Source organism: Arcicella sp. LKC2W (assembly GCF_034931005.1).
Taxonomy (GTDB): domain Bacteria; phylum Bacteroidota; class Bacteroidia; order Cytophagales; family Spirosomataceae; genus Arcicella.
On record NZ_JAYGIN010000011.1, the window covers coordinates 69,971 to 88,176 of the forward strand.

Below are 18,206 nucleotides of genomic sequence, written 5' to 3' on the forward strand. Positions count from 1 at the left end.
AGCCCTGCAAGATTTTTGAAATCTTACAGGGCTTTCTATGATTTTACGCTTGTTTATAATCATTTAGGAATTGTTGAAATAGCCACTACTACTTCCGTAGACGTTGTAGGCAAACCATATTGAGATAAAAATAATGCCCAAAGGCTCTCATCACCAAAATCAGACTTTTTAGTCGTTTGTGTATAATCGAATTTTTCTTTGCTAAGTATAGAAATATCAAAAACTTGTCTTTTCCCATTGGCATTTGTAAGAGCTATTTGGGTTTCATCAGCAAGAAATTGCCATCTTCCAGTTGTTGTACCACTGCTGGCTGAACTCGAATAAGTACCATCGGCTTTATAAGTCGTTAGCACTGTACTAAATTCAGACGATAAACCTATGGAATTAGGACGAGAAAACTGTACTACGGTTTTAGTTCCACCTCTAATTACTACTTCATTGTATTGCCAAGCTTGCGATGTTAATAATTCAGTCTTGGTGGGAGGTACAACTTCGGGCGTATTGCTATTTGGCGTAATTCGTTCATCACAACTTTGTAAAAAAAAAGCAGTTGATATCAATAAGATTAGCAGTATATTTTTCATGGTATCTTTCATTAAGATATTTATTTTATAAAGAAAATTTTCGGTAATTTGTTTCTAAAACGTCAAAACTCGTACAACTTTGTCAAAATTTAAAACGAAATACACATCACAAAATGTATATTTTTCGTTTGAATTTTAAATGCTAAATTATCAAAAATCAGTCCTAAATTATGAAAAATATCGTCTTGCTCTTCTTTTTTTTCTTTCTTTTAAATAGTGAGGGCATTATCGCTCAAGTAAAAACCACTGAACCCATCAAAAAATATCAACTTCAAATCAGAGCGTATGACTTCGACACCAGAGACGATTTAGAAGGAACTTACATCAAACTTTATAATCTTACTAAAAAGAAATTAGCCGACTCAGCCGTTGTCATGAACGGTTATGCCACTTTTATGCTTGAAAAAGGGAATGACTACGATATTTTAGGACAACGCACTCGATACATGAGTCGTAGAGGAAATTTTAATGCTGCCTGTTATTTACAAGACCCTAAAAAGGTGTTTTGTGTATCAGGAATGAGTATCGAAAATGTTTCAAAACAGTCGAACGGCATTGATTTGGTAGAAGGAGCAATTACATTAAAGAAAATCAATATTGATGATTCTTTCAAAATTGAAAATATTCGCTACGACCTTAATAAATGGGATATTCGTCCAGATGCAGCGAAAGAATTGGACAATTTAGTTCAGATTTTAAGAGATAATCCTAACATTGTGGTTGAATTAGGCTCACATACGGACTCACGGGCGAGCGATGATTACAACTTAAAACTTTCTCAAAAACGTGCCGAAGCCGCCGTTAAATATATCATCGAAAAAGGAAAAATTCCTTCAAATAGAATATCAGCAAAAGGCTACGGAGAAACCAAATTATTGAATAAATGTGATGACGGCGTGGCTTGTACCGAACTCGAACACGCTATGAACCGCAGAACAGAAATCAGAATTACGGGGTATTTAGTAGATGGGGTACCTGTGGATTTAAAGGGAGGAAGTGCTGTTTCTGGCGATAGAAATTAAGTGGTGATTAGTTATTGGTAACTGAGAAATTGGTAAAAGGTGGCTTATTTGTCTATTCATTGCATCATGGTGTTGCCAGATAACATTTAAAATTCTATTAAAAATAAAAGGTGCTTTCAAAAAATCTGAAAACACCTTTTATTTTTAACGTTGAAACGATAAATCGCTAATCCGTTTACTCTCTTTCCATACTTCGTCTCACGTCTTTTTCTTTAATAGAATCTCGTTTATCATAGAGTTTTTTACCTTTCGCTAAGGCAATTTCTATTTTGGCAAAACCACGCTCAGAAATATACATTCGGGTAGGAATTATTGTTAAGCCCACGTCTTTCAAACTGTTTTGGAGTTTGCGTAATTCACGTTTGGTTAATAATAATTTTCTATCTTGCAAAGGTTCGTGATTGTAATGCGTTCCTTCGTTGTACTTAGAAATATTCATTTGACGGATATACAATCCTTCTCCTAAAAACAAACAATAAGCATCAGTCAAGTTTACTTTCCCTTGACGAATGGACTTAATTTCTGTTCCCATTAGCATAATTCCAGCCGTATATTTTTCCAGAAAAGAGTACTCGAAAGATGCCCTCCGATTCCTGATTTCTATGTGTTTTTCTATTTTCTCCTTTGCCATATTTTAGGGGTTAGGAGTTAGGGGTTAGGAATTAGGGCTGGAACTTCTATTTTCCACTAAACCCTAATCCCTAACCACCAACACCTATTTAGAGCTATAATTTGGTGCTTCTTTTGAGATTGAAATATCGTGCGGGTGACTTTCTTTCACACCTGCCGAAGTGATTTTTACAAACTGAGCCTTTTTCAAAGCATCAATAGAACCAGCTCCGCAATATCCCATACCTGCTTTTAAACCACCTACCATTTGGTAAATAATTTCCGAAACTGAACCTTTGAACGGTACACGTCCAACAATTCCTTCTGGTACTAATTTTTTAATATCGTCTTCTGCATCTTGGAAATAACGGTCTTTTGAACCATCTTCCATTGCCTCCACAGAACCCATTCCACGATACGATTTAAACTTACGTCCTTCGTATAAAACAACTTCACCTGGAGCTTCGTCAGTTCCTGCCAACATTGAACCTACCATGATTGAACTTGCACCACCAGCAATTGCCTTTACAATATCGCCCGAGAAACGAATTCCACCATCGGCTACGATTGGTACATCTAAATCAGCAACGGCTTTTGCAGCTTCATAAACGGCTGATAATTGTGGCATTCCTACACCCGCAATGATACGAGTTGTACAAATACTTCCCGGCCCTACGCCTACTTTCACGGCATCAGCACCTGCTTCGGCTAAGGCTCTTGCTCCTGCACCCGTTGCTACGTTTCCGCACATTACTTCTAAACTTGGGAATGCTTTTTTCACTGATTTCAAAGCATCAATTACACCTTTTGAATGTCCGTGTGCTGTATCAATACTTACTACGTCAACGCCAACATTTACCAATGCCGCAACACGGTCGAGTAAATCAGGTGTTACCCCAACTGCCGCCCCAACTCTTAAACGTCCCAATGGGTCTTTACAAGCATTTGGGTGGCTTTTTCTTTTAATAATATCTTTGTAAGTTACCAATCCGATAAGTTTATATGCTTCATCAACAATTGGTAATTTTTCAATTTTATATTCTTGAAGGATAACTTCTGCATCATCTAAAGAAGTTCCTTTTTTAGCGGTAATCAAATTTTCGGTAGTCATCACTTCCGTAACGGGACGAGACATATCTCTCTGAAAACGTAAATCACGATTGGTTAAAATACCGATTAACTTGCCATTTTCATCAATCACTGGAATACCTCCAATTTTCGATTCACGCATAATTTTATGAGCATCTCCGAGCGTTTTACCAACTGTCAAAGTTATTGGGTCAATAATCATTCCCGACTCTGAACGTTTCACTTTTCTAACTTGCTCTGCTTGTTGAGCAATTGTCATATTTTTGTGAATAATTCCGATACCACCATTTTGAGCCATAGCAATTGCCAAAGCAGCTTCAGTAACGGTATCCATTGCAGCAGAAAGAATTGGAATATTAAGAGTAATGTTCTTGGTCAGTCGTGTTTGAGTAGTAACTTCACGAGGAAGGACTTCAGAATAAGCAGGAAGGAGAAGCACGTCGTCATAAGTAAGGGCTTCAAAAAGGAACTTCGATGAGTCTAACATGGCAAATAGCGTTGATAGTGTTATTTGCAAGACAAAGTTACATCGAATTTTGTACTTTTAAAAGAAATGGCAGTTAAAATTGCAAATTTGATAATTTATTAATCTGAAAATAATACTAAATTTGTCTGAACAACTTGAATTTAAACCGTTATTTTTGAGCAACAAATCTTTTAGAATTATAGAAATAGTAGCAAATAAATTGGTCGTTGATTTACAAGCCAACGACCGATTTTAGCTTTTCAACATATATACAAAACTGTAATATTACCCATTTTCAAAGCGAAACAAAATGTTCAATTACTTAGAACCAACATACATTAAAAACTTTATCCAAACCGCCCTGCACGAAGATGTGGGCGATGGCGACCATACTTCACTTTCTACCATTCCAAGCACTGCCACAGGGCGGGCGAGGCTTTTGGTGAAAGATACGGGTATTTTGGCGGGTGTAGAATTAGCTAAAATGATTTTTGCCGAAGTTGACCCTAATTTACAAGTAAAAACCATTTTGCAAGACGGTGCTTTTATCACAAAAGGTGAAATCGTTTTGACGGTGGCAGGTTCGTCGCAGTCCATTCTCAAAGCGGAACGTTTGGTGCTAAATTGTATGCAACGGATGTCGGGCATTGCTACTTACACGGCTTCAATGGTGAAGTTGTTGGAAGGCACAAATACCAAATTATTGGATACTCGCAAGACCACTCCAAATTTCAGATTGTGTGAAAAATGGGCTTGTAAAATTGGTGGAGCGGTCAATCACCGTTATGCTTTGTTCGATATGATTTTGATAAAAGATAATCATGTAGACTATGCAGGCGGCATCTATAATGCTATCAATCAAGCACTTGACTATTTAAAATCTACTGGGCGTGACTTACAGATAGAAATTGAAGTCAGAAACCTTGATGAATTACGTCAGGTTTTAGAAATTGGGAAAGTTGACCGCATCATGTTGGATAATTTCTCCTTTGAAAATCTTCGTGAAGCCGTAAAAATGATTGATGGGAAATTCATGACCGAGGCATCGGGAGGAATCAACGAAACCACCATTCGTGAATATGCCGAATGTGGTGTAGATTATATTTCATGCGGTGCTTTGACACATCATGTGAATAGTTTAGATTTGAGTTTAAAAGCGTATTAGGGGTTTAAATGGCACGCTGATGACGCAGATGCCTTCGGTAACACAGATTTTCACGGATTAAAAAAATGGGATTTGAATGATTGTTTTGGATTAAAAAATCTACTTCTGAAATATCCCAACAAATTGTAGAAAAGAATCTGCGAAAATCTGCGTTTCTGAAAGAATCTGCGTCATCTGCGTGCCAAAAACATAGAACATGAATTTATTAGAAGAATCACAACGAGTTGGCTACGTGAGCCGTTCAGTGCCTTTCAAAGGTGAAGATTTGAAAGAACAAATCTTGAAATTAAAAAAAGAAAAAAATGCCGTGATTTTGGCTCACTATTATGTAGATGCTGAAATTCAAGATATTGCCGATTATTTGGGCGACAGTCTCGGATTGGCACAAGCTGCTGAGAAAACCGATGCTGACATGATTGTTTTCTGTGGCGTACATTTTATGGGCGAAACCGCTAAAATCTTGAACCCAAATAAAAAAGTGGTTCTTCCAGATTTGAATGCAGGTTGTTCATTAGCAGATGCCGCTCCGAAAGAAGAATTTGCGGCTTTCAAAGCAAAATATCCTGATGCCGTTGTAGTAAGTTATATCAACTGTACGGCTGATATTAAGGCAATGACGGATATTATTTGTACGTCGTCCAATGCGGTAAAAGTGGTAGAATCTATTCCTGCGGACAAGCAAATTATCTTTGCTCCAGATGCCAATTTAGGTCGTTATGTTGCCAAGAAAACGGGTCGTGATTTAATTCTTTGGGAAGGTGCTTGTATCGTTCACATTGATATTTCTTTGGAAAAACTCAAAAAAGCGAAAGAGGAAAATCCGAATGCGTTATTGATTGCTCACCCAGAATGTAAGGAAGTAATTTTATCGCAAGCAGATTTTGTGGGTTCAACAACTGCCTTATTAAATTTCGTAAAAACATCTGATTGTCAAGAATTTATCGTGGCAACCGAAGCAGGTATTTTACACAAAATGAAAGCTTCTGTTCCTGATAAAAAACTAATTCCTGCTCCTGCCAACGAGAAAAACTCATGTGCTTGTTCTGAATGTCCTTACATGAAAATGAACACGATGGAGAAATTATACAATGCAATGTTCTATGAATTGCCAGAGATTCAAGTAGCAGAAGAAGTTCGTGTTCCTGCATTGAAAGCATTGAAGGCGATGTTGGAGATTAGTAAGTAATCGTAACACAGACTTTAGTCTGTTTTGAAATATAAACAGACTAAAGTCTATGTTACTTTGCTCTCAAAACAAATAAACCCCTCCATCCTTCCCAACGGCAATGGCTTTGCCTTGAGAATTTATCTTTAAATCATTGAAAATTGCCGTGTCTGGCGTGGTAATTTTTGTCCATTTTGTACCTGCATCTTCTATTTTGTAAAGATTAGTTTTTGCACCATCTACCACAATTCCGTAACCTAAATTTTCAGTCTGAAAAGCTAATTTTGATACATCTCCAGCAACCCCCGTTTTGATAACCGTCCAATTGATTCCACCATCAACCGTCTTCAAAAAAGTGCTGTTTTTACCTCCAACAAATGCCTTTTTATCACTTATCAAATATACAGAAAGTAAATCTTCGGATACAGGCTTTACTTGGTCAATGTAATCATACGTACCGTCTGCCTTTGCCAGAATCACATCAATTGCACCTACTTCTCCTACAAAAATCCCTAATTTATCTTTCAAAAAATGAACATCATTGATATACCCTCCAAGCGTAACATAATTGAAATGACTCAAATTAGCGGTATTTATTGAATGAACTTCCGTATATTTTTTACTATGAAAATTATCATATAGTCGCATTAAAATAAGTCCTTCTTGACTTTTGGGATATACAGTTTGTTGTGCATCAGTAGGACGAGAAATGAGCGTCCAAGTTGTTCCTCCATCAATTGTTCCTAAAACATTTTTACCGTTTAAAATACCCACTTTTTCATCTTTGAAACTTACCGACTGCATGATTGGATTTGCATCGCTAAACTTAACTTCTGTCCAAGTTTTCCCCAAATCTGTACTTTTAAATAAATATCCCTTACTGGCATCATTTCCGAAGGCATACAATATTTGGTCGCTTGCAAAACTTACCGAAACCAAATTGGCTTTCTTCATGGTTGGGTCAGTAAAAAAACTTGTCGTGGGAGTGCTTGGCGTAATTGGAGTCGTTGGTGTTACGGGCGTGGGCGTGGTTTCTACTTTTTCAGAACAGCCCATGATACTCAGACTCCAAAGTCCTAATATTGCCAAAAGTTTAATTGTCTTCATATTTTAAAATTTAAAAATAGTTGTCAGAATTTAGATTTTAGTTGTTCGTTTAAGTACATAAATTGTCGCATATTCTAACCTCTAAAACCCAAATCCTAACACCTCTATTAACTATTTGCGATAAACGGAGCCTGTTTTATAAACCTGTCATCCGTTAATTGTTCAATAAGAAACTCTGCTAAGTTGGTGGCACTAATTTTATCTTCCAGACAATCCTCCAAGCTGACTTTTATATTCCCTTTTTCATCGGTTTGTTCGATTAAAGGCAAACGAACCAGAGTCCAATCAACATTACTGCTCGACAAAATATCATATTCAGTTTGCTTGTCTGCCGTTGTTTTGGGGTAATTAGCGTACATCCAATCCGTTGCAAATTGCGTTTTGGGGCTTTTTTTATCGAAAGGAGTATTTACGTTCAAACCCGTTATAACGATGTAACGTTGAATTTGGTGATTGGTCATTGCCAACAAAATATTTTTTGTGGATTCACTAAAAATATTCGTTTCACTTGACGGTTGCCCAAGTCCCAAAGTGCTGATAATAGTATTACAACCTTGCATCAATAAATGAATATCTGTTGCATTGTTGGCATTACCTTCAACAACTTGAATTAGAGGATTTTTTAATTGGAACGTTTCAGGATTTCTGATGAGGAGTTTAAGGCGGAAACCTCGTTGGACTAACTGATTTACTAAATATTTTCCAGCTTTGCCAGTACCACCAATAACGGCGATAGTTGTATATTGTTTCATGATTTCTTTATAAAATTTAAAATACCATTTTGGGTGTTTAAGAAATTAAACACCTTATGGCAGTGTAAAAACTGCCCATCGGAATTCTAATATTTTATCAAGAGAGTCTAATGATACAAATATACATTTTTTTAGAATAAAGAATACACTTCGATAATCACCTACGCCTGACTCTTCATTTTATTTAATTTTGTTTCTTTGTATAAAAATCATCAATTCATGCTTGAGATAAAACAAATACAACCTGCTGATACTTGGGAACTTCGTCACCGAGTGATGTGGGCCGACAAACCCTTTGAATACGTCCAATTGGCAGAAGATGACTTTGGCTTACACTTTGGGGTTTTCAAAGAAGCTAATTTGGTATCAGTTGTTTCGCTTTTTATAGAGCATAATTCTGCTCAATTTAGAAAATTTGCGACGGAAATATCAGAGCAAGGCAAAGGCTACGGAGGAAAATTATTAGGCTATTTAATTGAAGAAGCAAGCCAACGTAACGTAAAAAAACTTTGGTGCAATGCCCGCCTATCCGCCACAGGATTATACCAAAAATTTGGCTTTCAAATCGTTTCTGAAGCTTGGTTAAAAGATGGCGTTGAATATGTAAAAATGGAAAGGAATTTGTAAAATATTAGTCCTAAAGCCGTAATTTTACATAAATATTAATCCTAAAAAATTGAAACTTTCCCTCATCGTAGCAGTAGCCAAAAACCATGTAATTGGCAATAAAAACCAGTTAATTTGGCATTTACCCAATGATTTAAAGCAATTTAGACGACTTACTACGGGTCATTGCATCATCATGGGGCGTAAAACTTTTGATTCCATCGGAAAACCTCTGCCCAATAGAACTTCTGTGATTATTTCACGAAATGAAGCATTTAAAATTGAGGGTTGTATCACGGTTGACTCTTTGGAAAATGCAATATTGGAAGCTAAAAAAATAGAAAACGAGGAGGCATTTATCATTGGAGGAGCAGAAATTTATCGTTTATCTTTACCTTTAGTAGATAAAATTTACCTGACTGAAGTGCATCATTCTTTTGAAGGAGATACAATTTTCCCTGAAATTGACAAATCTATTTGGCAAGAAACTCACCGTGAAGATTTTACAACTGACGAAAAACATCAATATCCATATTCTTTTGTGGAGTTGAGTAGATGCTTTTCGTAACACAGACTTCAGTCTGTAAATATACCGTAACACAGACTTCAGTCTGTAAATATACCGTAACACAGACTTCAGTCTGTTTATTCACTTACAGACTGTAGTCTGTGTTACTTATTTCAAATAATGATAAAAATAGCAGACCAAGCCATTGATATTCAAGCGTGTATAGATGCAGCACAGTCAGAACGTGCAGGAGCAATTGATGTTTTTATAGGCACAGTTCGTAATCATAATAATGCCAAAGAAGTAGTCCGTTTAGAATTTGAAACATACGATGTCATGGCAGTAAAAAAGATGGAAGAACTTGCCAATAAAGCCCGTGAACGTTGGGATATTGAAAAAATCGTGATGATTCACCGCAAAGGCGTTTTACAAATTGGAGACGTAGCAGTGGTTATTGCCGTTTCAACGCCTCACCGTGCTGCTTCTTTTGAAGCTTGTCAATGGCTGATTGATACCCTAAAAACGGTTGTTCCCATCTGGAAAAAAGAAATTTATCAAAGTGGTGAAGAATGGTTAGAAGCTCATGCGTAAATTTATTTAGTGATTTATTAATCACTAAATCACCATTCGCTCAATCACAAATATCAAAAACTTCCTTACTAAACATATAAAAATGACTACTTGGCTCAAAAAAAATCTGGAAGGTGATTATCAAATTTGGACAGTTATTGCAGCATTGTCCATCATTAGTATTGTAGTAGTTGCGAGTGCCTCAGGGCGACTTGCCGTTCAAGGCGATGGGAATATCTTTTTCCTTGTCATCAAACACACTATTTATATGAGTGTTGGCTTGGGTGCTATGTGGTTTTTTCATCGTTTCGACTACCATAAATTTGCTACATTCTCAAATATTGGCGTTTTTCTATCAATTGGACTGTTGCTATACGCCTATAAATTTGAACATGGTGTCAATAATGCAAATCGTTGGATTCATTTGGGTGGAATGACCTTTATGCCTTCTGATATTGCCAAATTATCGCTCATTACTAACTTGGCGTTAATGTTGGCAAAAAGACAGCATTTGGAATACTCTTTTACAGACATTTTGCCAATGACTGCTAAAATTATTGCCGTTTGCGGATGTATTGCCTTAACCAACGTTTCTACCTCAGCATTACTATTTGCCACTTGTTTTTTGTTGATGTTTATTGGACGAGTACCAAGTAATTTCTTGTTTATGACCCTCGCAGGGATTTTCATGGCAGGTACAGTTTTGGTGATGACAGGAACGGGAAGTCGTATCGAAACAGCTCGAAACCGTATTTCAAACTTCACCACAGGACTTATGGGGAAGAAAGATGCCAATGCAGGGAAAGATACCGACTATCAAATTGAAAGAAGTTATTATGCCATTGCTAATGGAGGTTTTACAGGAAAAGGCCCAGGAAAAAGTCAGCAAAGATACTTTTTGAGTGAATCTGAATCTGATTTTATTTATGCCATCATTATTGAAGAATGGGGCATGATTGGCGGTTTATTTGTACTATGTCTGTACCTATGGCTTTTGTATCGAGGCATGAAAGCCGTTGATAGTTCGGGGCGAGCCTTTGGTGGATTGCTCTCGGCAGGGCTAACATTTAGTTTAGTAATTCAGGCAATGGTTCACATGGGCGTTGCTACGGGTTTAGGCCCAGTTACGGGACAACCCTTACCCCTTTTGAGTATGGGAGGTAGCTCACTTTTATTCACAGGAGCTATGATTGGAATTATCATTTCAGTTAGTAAAGATAAAGTTAAGGATTCAGTTTTATAAAATCACGATATGCCAAAAGTCATAATATCAGGAGGAGGAACGGGCGGACACATTTATCCTGCCATTGCCATTGCCAATGCTTTGAAAGAAATTAACCCTGCCACCGAGATTCTTTTTGTGGGTGCAGAAGGTAAAATGGAAATGGAAAAAGTCCCAAAGGCAGGTTACAAAATCATCGGTTTGCCCATTGCAGGAATTAATCGCTCTAACCTTTTGGCAAATATCAGCTTTCCCAAAAAATTAATTTCAAGTCTTTCAGAAGCACGAGGCATCATTAAGGATTTTAAACCCGATGTTGCAGTTGGTGTGGGCGGTTATGCTTCTGGCCCTGTTTTGTTGGCAGCTTCTATGATGGATATTCCGTATTTGATTCAAGAACAAAATTCTTATGCGGGTGTAACGAACAAATTTCTCTCCAAAAGTGCCGATAAAATTTGCGTTGCTTACCCCAATATGGACGCATTTTTCAAAAAAGAGAAAATTAGAATGACAGGAAACCCTGTTAGAAAAGATATTTTGGAGGTAAACTCAAAACGTGCCAAAGCTCTTGAACATTTTGGTTTATTATCAAGTAAAAAAACAGTTTTAGTTATTGGTGGAAGTCAGGGTGCGAGAACGATTAATGAAGCCATCGACGCTGGATTGACCAATTTAGTCGGAGCAGGTTATCAAGTAGTTTGGCAAACGGGAAAATTATACATCGACCGTGCTAAGAAAACCGCAGAAGTATTTGAAGGGCAAGTATTTGTCTCTGATTTTATTTATGAAATGGATTTAGCGTATGCCATAGCTGATGTAGTCGTTTCTCGTGCAGGAGCATTGTCAGTTTCTGAATTATGTTTAGCCGCAAAACCATCCATTTTAGTGCCACTACCAACCGCTGCCGAAGACCACCAAACCATGAATGCTATGAGTTTAGTAAAAAACGATGCAGCTATTTTAGTAAAAGATGTTACCGCTCGTGAAGATTTGATAAAAGCAACGATTTCATTATTGCAAGACCCAGAGAAACAGGCAATTCTCTGTAAGAATATTCATGAATTAGCCAAGCCAGAAGCCGCCAGAGAAATTGCGGAGGAGGTTTTAAAATTGATAAAATAATTATTTTTATTCCATATTCCGTAGAGACAAGGCATTGCCTTGTCTTATTGGCAGAAGAAAAGATAAACCCTTGTCTGATTGACAGAAGACAATATAAAATCTTGTCTGGTTAGTAGAATATTTTGAATAATAAAAAACGCCGCAAATTTTGATAATTTACGGCGTTTTTTATTGAAATTATATCCTCTAAAAATCTTCGTCTAAAGAGAAAGACATTGATTCTTTTTCTGACATTACACCTGATTTTTGGTATTCTGCCACACGTTTCTCGAAGAAATTAGTTTTTCCTTGCAACGAAATCATTTCCATAAAGTCGAATGGATTGGTTGCATTGTATTGTTTTTGTAAACCCAAAGCTATCAATAAACGGTCGGCAACAAATTCGATGTATTGGCACATCAACTCTGCATTCATACCGATTAATGAAACAGGAAGAGCGTCTGTTACAAATTCTTTTTCAATAGCTACGGCATCAAGAATAATGCTGTAAATATCATTAGGGTCTAATTGGTTTTTTACGTGGTCGGTATAAAGGAGACAAGCGAAGTCACAGTGCAAACCTTCATCTCTCGAAATTAATTCATTTGAAAATGATAAACCTGGCATCAAACCACGTTTTTTCAACCAGAAAATCGAACAGAAAGAACCCGAGAAGAAAATGCCTTCTACGGCAGCAAAAGCGATAAGGCGTTCTGCAAAATTTCCTTTTTCAATCCAACGCAAAGCCCAATCTGCCTTCTTTTTCACACATGGAATCGTGTCAACAGCACGTAACATTTTATCCTTCTCAACTGGATTTTTGATGTAAGTATCAATCAACAACGAGTACGTTTCTGAGTGAATATTTTCCATCATAATCTGGAAACCGTAGAAACATTTTGCCTCAGCATATTGTACTTCCGAAAGGAAATTTACCGCCAAGTTCTCATTAACGATACCGTCAGAAGCTGCAAAAAATGCTAATACGTGTGAAATAAAATGTTTTTCTCCGTCATTCAAACGATTTTCCCAATCGTTCAAATCTTGTGAAAGGTCTATTTCTTCAGCAGTCCAGAAAGAAGCTTCTGCTTTTTTGTAGAATTGCCAAATATCATTTTGCTTGATAGGAAACAATACGAAGCGGTTGGGGTCTTCTACCAAAAGAGGCTCTACCAGTGGAGTATTTGTCATGATTTTAGGAAGAATTTTTAGTTCTGTAACTGATGTTGACTTAAAAGCAAGATGCTCACATTTGATATTAGAACTCCTCAGAATTACAATATATTTTCAGTGAATATCAGAAAAAACTAATGATTTAAAATTAAACTTACTTTGTATAAATTATATTAACGAATTTACAAATTTGACAGTTAATTAGGTTTTATTTGGGGTTAACTATTTGTTTTTTTTGATGAACTAATAATTTCCTGTACAAATGAAAACCGAATAAAATTTACTTACAAGATTTTGAGTTGGAGTGTTACGATATACTTCTATATTTACTATCTGATAAAGTAAAATGTTTTGTATTTTGAAGATTATTTGTCAAATTTAGAAAGCAATCGCTTTAATTACTAATGATTTGTGTTGATTTTAGTCAGGTCAATAAAATAAACATTTCCAGCCTTCTTTAAGCCTCTTTTTAAGTCTCTCATATTCAAACAATTCTCAACAAGTTAATAAAATGACACACAATTTTGCAGGAAAAGTCGCCCTCATTACAGGTGCAGCATCTGGTTTGGGTAGAGCTGCCGCTTTACTATTTGCCCAACACGGAGCGAAAGTAATCGTTTCTGATATTACCATTGACGGTGGACACGAAACCGTAAAAATGATTCAAGATATAGGTGGAGAAGCCACTTTTATAGAGTGTAATGTTGCCAACGAAGAATCTGTTAATAATCTCATTTTCAAAACAATAGAAATCTACAAACGACTTGACTTTGGTATAAACAATGCTGGAATCGGTGGACTATGGACTCCAACACATAAATATCCAACTGATAATTTTGAGAAAGTAATGGCTATCAATACCACTGGTGTTTTTATGTGTATGCGTGCAGAATTGGACGTGATGACCAAACAAGGTTTTGGCTCAATCGTCAATGTATCGTCGGTGGCGGGTTTATCGGGATTTCCCAATAATGTGGCTTATGCCGCCAGCAAACACGCTGTGGTGGGCATGACAAAATCGGCAGGATTAGAATACGCCAAGAAAGGTATTCGGGTAAATGCCGTTTGTCCAGTCTTTACCATTACGCCTTTAGTTACGGAAATGTTTGACGTAATCGGCGACGACATGAAAGATAAATTAGAAGCCTCCATTCCGATGAAACGCTTTGGCAAACCAGAAGAAATTGCGGAGGCAATCGTATGGTTATGTTCGGACTCAGCGTCATTCATCACAGGTCACGCCTTGCCCATTGATGGCGGAATCACGGCGGGGTAATTTTATTGAGTGATTGAGTGATTTGTGATTGAGTAATTTTCGACAATACACTCAATCACTAATTATCTTCCTCTCCTCTCAAAATTACGACTTCATCAACGGAAGGATATTTTAATAATTTTGACATATCATTTTTCCAGAAATCTAAATCCAACAATTGCCCTTTATCGTCTTCGGTCAAAGTAATAACCACAGGAATACCGTCGGTATCAATGTATTCTACCTGTATCAAATCTCCGACGTAACTATCAGGATTATTATTCAAACTGATACTTCCCATTTTGCCACCTTCGTACTCAAAAACATCTTCATTGATGGGATAATCTGCCAAATCTAAATTTAGGCTTTCTAATAAAAAAGTAATTAAAGCTTTTTCGTTGTCTCTTATTTTGCGGGTTTCCATTTTATTTGTGATTGCTTGATTTGTGAATTAGTGAGTTAAAAATGTCAACTCTTTTTCTAAATTCACTCTTGCTTGTGCTTCAAATTTAAGGTAAAAATAATTAGTTTTAAAAATTCGTAATAAATTCTCCAAATGCTTCAAAGTATGATAATGTCTCTTTTTGTCGGAGTAATTTCGTTCGATTTCAGCCCATAATTCCGTAATCAAATCTTGGTCATTTGTATATTTCGTCAAGAGGGCAATGAAAGTTTGTTTTAGCATTGTTTAGCAAGATAGAGTACCCTTTTTTTCGTACTTTTGTAAATATACAAGGCAATTTTACTTATGGCAAAGAAAAAAGAATGGCGTGAAGGTGAAATGATTTTGACCTTCGGACTCACTAAGATAGGTTTTCCCAATACCACGCCACTTTTGGACGAGTGGCTGGATGTACAAGACCCCATCCTTAATCAAGGTGAAAAATACATTTTTGAACATACCTATACAAAAGGCACTCAAAAAATGACCACATGGAGCGAAGAGGATTTGAAAATGAAATTTATCAGTCCTGTTCTCGAATTGGGTGGAGTGATGGAAGATACCATTTTTGCTTCCTTTTTTGATAAAAAATTAGAAGCCAAAGTTGATGGCTATAATCTTTCAGTAAAAGCTGATTTTGTCATTGCCAAGGGTTTGTTAGATTATATGATTCGCCCATTTTTCCACTTTCAAGAATACAAACCCGAAAAAAACCCTACTGGCGACCCAATGGCTCAATTATTAGAAGCATTTTTGATTGGACAAGCCCAAAATGATGACGATAAACCTCTTTATGGTTGCGAAGTAGTTGGGCAAAGTTGGAGATTTATCGTGATGAAAAATAGAACTTACTGCGTGTCTAAAACCTTCAATAGTATGGAAAGGGAAGACCTCCTAAAAATCATATCTATCCTGAGGAAATTTAGAGAAATATTAGAAACAAAACTGCTGTAAATGTAGGACAGGTTTTTTAACCTGTCTTTGGACGATAGACAGGTTAAAACCTGTCCTACAAAATAAATAAATGGATTATTTACAAGGATTAAATCAACCGCAACAAGATGCGGTACAACATATTAACGGGCCGCTGATGATTATTGCGGGTGCGGGTTCGGGAAAAACACGAGTTCTGACTTATCGCACGGCTCATCTTATCAAAAATGGCGTTGACCCTTTTCAAATTCTTCTTCTGACTTTTACCAATAAAGCGGCAGGCGAAATGCGTGAGCGTGTTGAAAAGGTTATCGGAAATGATGCCAAAAACCTTTGGATGGGTACTTTCCACTCGGTTTTTGCCAAAATCCTCCGTTTTGATGGCAAGCATTTGGGTTATACCTCTGACTTCTCTATTTATGATACCGACGATTCAAAATCGCTTATTAGAAGTATTGTAAAAGAACGTGGTTTGGACGATAAAATCTACAAACCAAACGTGGTTTTTAACCGTATTTCGGGAGCAAAAAACCGTTTAATTGGTCCTGACGACTACATCAACAACCCTGTCATTGCGGCGGATGACACGGCGGCTAAATTGCCAGAAATGGGTAGAATTTACAAGATTTACGCCCTCCGTTGTTTCCAAGCCAATGCGATGGATTTTGACGATTTGCTCTTCAACACCAATCTACTTTTCCGTGACCACCCTGCGGTTTTGGACAAATACCAACGGAAATTCAAGTATGTAATGGTGGATGAGTTTCAAGATACAAACGTCTCTCAATATCTGATTGTCAAGAAGTTATCTGACATTTCACGCAATCTTTGTGTAGTGGGTGACGACGCTCAGTCGATTTACGCTTTCCGAGGTGCGAGTATTGATAATATCTTGAATTTGGAGAAAGATTATCCCAATATGACCACCATTAAGTTGGAACAAAATTATCGTTCTACCCAAAATATCGTGGAAGCTGCCAATTCAATTATTGCCAAAAACAAAAATCAGCTAAAGAAAAATGTCTTTACTGAAAATGAAGAAGGTTCATTAATTGAATTGATAAAAGCGAGTTCGGATAATGAGGAAGGCCGCTTGGTTTCAACGCATATTTTTGAGTCGAAAATGAATTTGGGGCTTCGGAATACGGATTTTGCGATTCTTTACCGCACCAATGCTCAATCGAGAACTTTTGAAGAATCCCTCCGAAAACTCAATATTAAATACCGAATTATCGGTGGACTTTCCTTCTATCAGCGTCGTGAAATCAAGGATTTATTGGCATATTTTAGGTTTACGATAAATCAAAATGACGAAGAGGCTTTCAAGCGAATTATCAATTTGCCCAAAAGAGGTATTGGCGATACAACCATTGCCAAAATCACGATTACGGCATCTGAACAACAAATTCCAATTTGGCAAGTCGTTTCCAATATCAAACAATACCAAGCGGGGCGTTTTGCTGATACCATTGAAGGTTTTGCTGACTTGATTAAGTCGTTCAAAATCATGGCGGAATCGGGCAAAAAAGATGCTTACGAAGTGGCATCACACATTGCCAAGTCATCGGGATTATTGAAGGAACTTCATGAGGATAAAACTGTTGAAGGACTTTCTCGCTACGAAAACGTGCAGGAATTATTGAACTCCATCAAAGAATTTGTGGATAATCCAGATGAGGGTGCGGAGGACAAAAACTTGAATACTTTCCTGCAAAATGTTTCATTAATGACCACCGCCGACCAAGACGACCCCGATGGCGACAATGACCGAGTAACGATGATGACCATTCACGGAGCGAAGGGATTGGAGTTTAATCATGTGTACGTAGTGGGTATGGAAGAAGACCTTTTCCCGAGCCAAATGATGCTCCAAAGTCGGGCGGATTTAGAAGAAGAACGTCGTCTTTTTTATGTAGCCATTACCCGTGCGGAAAAGAAATTAATGATGTCTTACGCCGAAACTCGTTACCAATGGGGACGCTTAAAACCTTGCGAGCCAAGTCGTTTCTTAGACGAAATAGACCCTAAATATTTACAGTTTGCCAAAAATATTCGTCGTGCCGTTGAAGATACTCAGCGTTTGCCACAAGGTTTTGTCAGAATGTCGAATCGTGAGCAAAAAATGCCCGATTTTAATACCCCAGACACCAAGACACCCATTGCAAACTTAATTAGACCATCTGTAAACACTCGTCCAGCCGTAGTTGGGAATACCTATAAACCTTCCACCGATTTTACGCCAAGCGATACCAAAAACTTAGCCGAAGGCGACCGAGTTGAGCATTTGAAATTTGGGTTTGGAAAAGTAAAAAAGATAGATGTAAACGGCACCGACCGTAAAGCAAGCATTCAGTTTGAAGGGACAATTGGCGAGAAGACTTTGCTTTTGAGCTTTGCTAAATTGAGGATATTGTAGTAATTTAGAAATACATTTAAA

19 protein-coding genes are annotated in these 18,206 nt (G+C 37.2%); 11 read left to right on the forward strand and 8 right to left on the reverse strand.

Features of this window, described 5'->3' with window-relative positions; all coding sequences use genetic code 11:
* Positions 1-59 precede the first annotated feature (59 nt).
* A complete protein-coding gene (locus tag VB796_RS10050) occupies positions 60-584 on the reverse strand; it encodes a hypothetical protein (RefSeq protein ID WP_323346403.1) in 525 nt (174 codons plus the stop codon).
* A 170-nt stretch (positions 585-754) separates the two neighbouring features.
* Here VB796_RS10050 and VB796_RS10055 point away from each other — a divergent pair, with 170 nt between their 5' ends.
* Complete coding sequence (locus VB796_RS10055; RefSeq protein ID WP_323346404.1) at positions 755-1,606, forward strand: OmpA family protein; 852 nt, start codon at positions 755-757, stop codon at positions 1,604-1,606.
* Positions 1,607-1,781: 175 nt separating this feature from the next.
* Here VB796_RS10055 and smpB read toward each other — a convergent pair whose 3' ends face one another.
* Positions 1,782-2,237, reverse strand: a complete 456-nt coding sequence (gene smpB / locus VB796_RS10060) for an SsrA-binding protein SmpB (RefSeq protein ID WP_323346405.1) — start codon at positions 2,235-2,237, stop codon at positions 1,782-1,784.
* An 84-nt stretch (positions 2,238-2,321) separates the two neighbouring features.
* Positions 2,322-3,791 (reverse strand): IMP dehydrogenase, encoded by a 1,470-nt coding sequence (guaB, locus tag VB796_RS10065; protein ID WP_323346562.1) that lies wholly within the window; start codon positions 3,789-3,791, stop codon positions 2,322-2,324.
* Positions 3,792-4,080: 289 nt separating this feature from the next.
* On the opposite strand from guaB, the gene nadC reads away from it, so the two are divergent.
* Together nadC and nadA are read left to right on the forward strand one after the other, a co-directional pair.
* Entirely contained in the window at positions 4,081-4,935 is an 855-nt protein-coding gene (gene nadC, locus VB796_RS10070; protein ID WP_323346406.1) for a carboxylating nicotinate-nucleotide diphosphorylase, read from the forward strand.
* A gap of 196 nt (positions 4,936-5,131) precedes the next feature.
* Complete coding sequence (nadA, locus tag VB796_RS10075; protein WP_323346407.1) at positions 5,132-6,121, forward strand: quinolinate synthase NadA; 990 nt, start codon at positions 5,132-5,134, stop codon at positions 6,119-6,121.
* Positions 6,122-6,184: 63 nt separating this feature from the next.
* Here the strand turns inward: nadA and VB796_RS10080 are convergent, their stop codons facing one another.
* Both VB796_RS10080 and VB796_RS10085 read right to left on the reverse strand, forming a co-directional pair.
* Positions 6,185-7,207: a WD40/YVTN/BNR-like repeat-containing protein gene (locus VB796_RS10080; protein ID WP_323346408.1), complete on the reverse strand. Its 1,023-nt coding sequence runs from the start codon at positions 7,205-7,207 to the stop codon at positions 6,185-6,187.
* A gap of 107 nt (positions 7,208-7,314) precedes the next feature.
* On the reverse strand, positions 7,315-7,959 hold the full coding sequence (locus VB796_RS10085) for an NAD(P)-dependent oxidoreductase (RefSeq protein ID WP_323346409.1): 645 nt from the start codon (positions 7,957-7,959) through the stop codon (positions 7,315-7,317).
* A gap of 219 nt (positions 7,960-8,178) precedes the next feature.
* Here VB796_RS10085 and VB796_RS10090 point away from each other — a divergent pair, with 219 nt between their 5' ends.
* From VB796_RS10090 to murG, 5 genes are all read left to right on the forward strand, one after another.
* On the forward strand, positions 8,179-8,586 hold the full coding sequence (locus VB796_RS10090; protein WP_323346410.1) for a GNAT family N-acetyltransferase: 408 nt from the start codon (positions 8,179-8,181) through the stop codon (positions 8,584-8,586).
* A 49-nt stretch (positions 8,587-8,635) separates the two neighbouring features.
* Positions 8,636-9,133: a dihydrofolate reductase gene (locus VB796_RS10095; RefSeq protein WP_323346411.1), complete on the forward strand. Its 498-nt coding sequence runs from the start codon at positions 8,636-8,638 to the stop codon at positions 9,131-9,133.
* A gap of 120 nt (positions 9,134-9,253) precedes the next feature.
* A complete protein-coding gene (locus VB796_RS10100) occupies positions 9,254-9,664 on the forward strand; it encodes a molybdenum cofactor biosynthesis protein MoaE (protein ID WP_323346412.1) in 411 nt (136 codons plus the stop codon).
* A gap of 82 nt (positions 9,665-9,746) precedes the next feature.
* Positions 9,747-10,886: an FtsW/RodA/SpoVE family cell cycle protein gene (locus tag VB796_RS10105; RefSeq protein WP_323346413.1), complete on the forward strand. Its 1,140-nt coding sequence runs from the start codon at positions 9,747-9,749 to the stop codon at positions 10,884-10,886.
* 9 nt (positions 10,887-10,895) lie between these two features.
* Positions 10,896-11,987, forward strand: a complete 1,092-nt coding sequence (murG, locus tag VB796_RS10110; RefSeq protein WP_323346414.1) for an undecaprenyldiphospho-muramoylpentapeptide beta-N-acetylglucosaminyltransferase — start codon at positions 10,896-10,898, stop codon at positions 11,985-11,987.
* 186 nt (positions 11,988-12,173) lie between these two features.
* Here murG and VB796_RS10115 read toward each other — a convergent pair whose 3' ends face one another.
* Positions 12,174-13,157, reverse strand: coding sequence for a ribonucleoside-diphosphate reductase small subunit (locus VB796_RS10115; protein ID WP_323346415.1), 984 nt, complete (start codon positions 13,155-13,157; stop codon positions 12,174-12,176).
* Positions 13,158-13,650: 493 nt separating this feature from the next.
* On the opposite strand from VB796_RS10115, the gene VB796_RS10120 reads away from it, so the two are divergent.
* Entirely contained in the window at positions 13,651-14,415 is a 765-nt protein-coding gene (locus VB796_RS10120) for a glucose 1-dehydrogenase (protein WP_323346416.1), read from the forward strand.
* A gap of 58 nt (positions 14,416-14,473) precedes the next feature.
* Here the strand turns inward: VB796_RS10120 and VB796_RS10125 are convergent, their stop codons facing one another.
* Together VB796_RS10125 and VB796_RS10130 are read right to left on the reverse strand one after the other, a co-directional pair.
* Positions 14,474-14,818: a DUF6984 family protein gene (locus VB796_RS10125; protein ID WP_323346417.1), complete on the reverse strand. Its 345-nt coding sequence runs from the start codon at positions 14,816-14,818 to the stop codon at positions 14,474-14,476.
* A gap of 27 nt (positions 14,819-14,845) precedes the next feature.
* Entirely contained in the window at positions 14,846-15,079 is a 234-nt protein-coding gene (locus VB796_RS10130) for a hypothetical protein (protein WP_323346418.1), read from the reverse strand.
* 63 nt (positions 15,080-15,142) lie between these two features.
* Here VB796_RS10130 and VB796_RS10135 point away from each other — a divergent pair, with 63 nt between their 5' ends.
* Together VB796_RS10135 and VB796_RS10140 are read left to right on the forward strand one after the other, a co-directional pair.
* A complete protein-coding gene (locus VB796_RS10135) occupies positions 15,143-15,790 on the forward strand; it encodes a hypothetical protein (RefSeq protein ID WP_323346419.1) in 648 nt (215 codons plus the stop codon).
* Positions 15,791-15,860: 70 nt separating this feature from the next.
* Complete coding sequence (locus VB796_RS10140) at positions 15,861-18,185, forward strand: ATP-dependent helicase (protein WP_323346420.1); 2,325 nt, start codon at positions 15,861-15,863, stop codon at positions 18,183-18,185.
* Positions 18,186-18,206: the final 21 nt, after the last annotated feature.